Source organism: Bacteroidota bacterium, from assembly GCA_039714315.1.
GTDB lineage: Bacteria > Bacteroidota > Bacteroidia > Flavobacteriales > JADGDT01 > JADGDT01.
The window spans coordinates 1-3,459 of the sequence record JBDLJM010000222.1 but is presented as its reverse complement, the minus strand read 5'-3'; the positions used below and the strand labels follow the sequence as shown (position 1 = coordinate 3,459).

The 3,459-nt window shown below is 34.8% G+C and carries 2 protein-coding genes; both read left to right on the top strand.

Annotation, left to right across the window (positions count from 1 at the left end):
* Positions 1-453: 453 nt before the first annotated feature.
* The gene (locus ABFR62_13680) at positions 454-1,539 is read left to right on the top strand and encodes a DUF1214 domain-containing protein (protein ID MEN8139469.1); all 1,086 of its coding nucleotides are present in this window, start codon (positions 454-456) and stop codon (positions 1,537-1,539) included.
* A 5-nt stretch (positions 1,540-1,544) separates the two neighbouring features.
* The gene (locus tag ABFR62_13675) at positions 1,545-3,044 is read left to right on the top strand and encodes a DUF1214 domain-containing protein (GenBank protein ID MEN8139468.1); all 1,500 of its coding nucleotides are present in this window, start codon (positions 1,545-1,547) and stop codon (positions 3,042-3,044) included.
* Positions 3,045-3,459 lie beyond the last annotated feature (415 nt).

Genomic DNA, 3,459 nt, shown 5'->3' with positions numbered 1-3,459 from the left:
AGTTACAACAGCAAAATTCACTGAGAAAGGTAATGTGCCATTAAACGGTAGTATTTGTTTACAGGCACATTCGGGGGGACCCTATGAAATTTGGTACAAAAACATTAGGCTAAAACAACTAGAATAAGATCGAAAGCTGATAACAAATGCTAAAATGAATATGCGAACTGAGCTATCTGAGAGGTATTTACTTAATTGAAGCTCCGAGGAACCTTTAGCTCGACGAAGTCAATCTTCGATTGATTGCTAATTTTATTTGTGCTCGCTAACCCCGCAGCAAGCTACGGGGAACCGAGTTTACGAGCTCAGCGGAGCTAATGCGCGAGCGTAATTCAATCTTAATCAGTTCCAGCACATGGGATGCATACTTATTTTAGCCGTGTCGTTGGTAAACATTTAAAGTGAAATTCTGTTATATATAAATCATTATATATATAAACTTTAGATATAAAAATGAGAATATTCACAGTAGCAACAATTGCAATTGGATTATTATTTTTCTTAACAAATAATGCCGATGCTCAAACAAAAGATGAAACATCAACAGAAGTTTCTGAAACTAGAATTTCAGAATTTATCCATTGGTATCCTGCAATAGAACAGGCAAAAATGCGTGATGAGTGGCTCAAGAAAAATAAACCGGGAGAATGGCAATTTACAGGTATGACAACTGCCGATGACAGAATAGTTGTAACACCGCAGGCCGATGTGAATTATGGTTATTCATGGTTCAATATTTCTAACGAACCAGTGGTGATTAATATGCCAAAATATGATAAATACTACTCATTATCTGTTTTTGACATGAACCATTTTATGGAAGTGTATGTAAAGCCTGAAAAACCTGTAGTTATTCGTCTACCACATCAAAAAAGTCCTGTAGAAAATGCCTACGAAATAGTTTTGCATACTTACCAGGGACTTGCATTTACACGTCAGGTTATTGTTGATAATGAAAAAGAAGTAATGAATCTTGCAAAGAGAATCACTTTAAAAGGTGGTGGTGGAGATTTCCCGTTTATTGTTCCGGAATTTACTGAGGCAGAAAAAGCTGCAGGTATAAAAATTATATCTGAATATGTAAAACATCTGAATCCCAAACAGGTATTTGGTTCAATGTACGAAGGTGTAGGTGATTTAGACAGAGCAGGTGGCGTATTGATAGGTCAATTAGGAACTCAATATAGATATGCTAATTATGATTTGATTTTTACTGATGCAAACGGGAAGGAATTAAATGCAAGCGATAGCTATGAAATTACAGTTCCTAAAGAAGGACTCATAAAAAACAGCGATGGATATTGGTCTTTAACGGTTTATAATGCCGATGACAAATACCTTATACCTAATGATAAAAATAAATATAACATTAGTTCTTATACTGCAAAAGTTAATGCTGATGGTAATTATACTCTACGTATAAATCCTAAAGGAGAAGGTGAAAATGCGGTTCCTACTGCAGGAAAAAAATGGTATTATGTACTTAGAGTTTATGAACCGGTAAATGATGTTAGGTTTCCTGAAATTGTTAAAAAATAAGGACTTTGAGAAAAATAATTTCAATAATTGTAGTTGCATTTATTGTGTTAAGTTGCAATAACACAACTACTAATAATAAAGATATCTCTGAAACAATGAGTAAAGCAAAGGAAGGTGTTAAAGTTGTATCTACTTACGCTGGAGATTTAGAGTTTCAGGATCAAACAATATCAAAGAAATCAGCTGAAGCTTTGCAACGACAAATGGATTTGCAAAGAGCCTCTGAGTTAGTTCTTTGGTCGATGCCGATAACCAATTTTTATCAGTTATACGATGCCTTACAGTCAAATCTTAACATTGAAGATGGTGACCTTTCAATAGGTTTATTTGAAGGATTTAATGCAGTTTACATGTTTCTGACAGCAAATGTAACAACTCCTTATACAGTTTCAATGGTTGATTTGTCAATAACAGGACCTGTAGTTGTTAATATTCCTGCTGGTGGTTTATTTGGAGTGGCTGACAATTCATGGCAAGAGCCTGTAAAAGAAATAAATTCGGGTAAAAAAGAGACAATACTTTTTGTTGGACCAAACCAGGATTATCCTAAAGATTTTAAAGGTGAAATAGTTCAATTAAAAACAAGCATGTTATTCTATTTTTATAGAGTTCTAGGTACTGGTGCTGAAAATGAAAAATTGAAGCGTGCTCTTACAGTATATAAACTATCTGATGCTAAGAATCCTCCAAAAACAAATTACATAAAATTTTCTCCAAAACAAGTAGATAAGATTGCGTTAAATACTCAACCTATGGATATGGGATACTGGGAGTTGGTGAATAAATTTGTTCAGAAAGAGCCAATGGCAGACAGAGATAGATTTTTCTATGCGTGGTTGAGAGATTTTGGTATTGAAAAAGGAAAACCATTTAAACCTACTGCCTATCAAAAAGAAATACTACTTGAAGGCTTAAAAACAGGAATGGCAATGGCGCAAGTTAATTCGTTTAACAAAAGATTTAAAGATGCTCTTTATCAAGGTGAAGACTCTGGATGGGAGATGGTACTTGCAGGTATGAATCCAAAGATTGATATGGAGAATTATTCAATGTACAGCGAACGAGCTTCTTATACATATGAAGCAGTAACAACATCTGCCGGAATGATTTCGCAAAAAGAAGGACAAGGTTCTGCGTATTTGGGTACATATTATGATTCTGACAACAATGCTTTAATGGGAGATAAGAATTATACACTTAGAATTGAACCAAATCCTCCTGCTGCTAATTTTTGGTCAATAACAATGTATGATATTGCCAAAAGGCTTCCGTACAAAAACAATTCATTAAAAGCCGATATTTCATCAAGAGAAAAAGGTTTGATTAAAAATGAAGATGGTTCGGTTGATTTATATTTTGGTCCAAAAGCTCCGGATGGCAAAGAAGCAAACTGGATAGAATCGAATCCGGGTGAATCGTTTTTCATATACCTGAGATTGTATGGACCACTAAGTCCATATTTTGAACAAAAATGGAAAATGAATAAAATTGAAGTAGTTAATTAAAAAACGTTTGCCAAGGTAAACTCCATTTGCCATGTCACACTTTCTGCACCCCTACTCCAACCAAACTGATCCGTATCCCGTATTAGCAAAAGGGTGCACCATTTTCTATGGAGGGGGCAGGAATGTTGACAATATAATGCATTTAGAATATCATGCTAAATATTTCGCCCAAAGAGGTATGGTTTGCTTCCTGGTGGACTTTGGCCCCCGTGTTATTACCAGAATCGGGCTTGCGAGCTCAGAATAGCTAATTTTCAGAAATCGATTTGAATGACTTTGTAATCTGAATTTCAGGAGTACTAGTGTATAATTCCCGTAATTTAGAAATATTATCAGCATCAAGCGATTTCATTAATTTGCTAATATTATTTAACGTTTCTATATGCTCTGCTGTTAATTGGTCATCGTTTTCAAA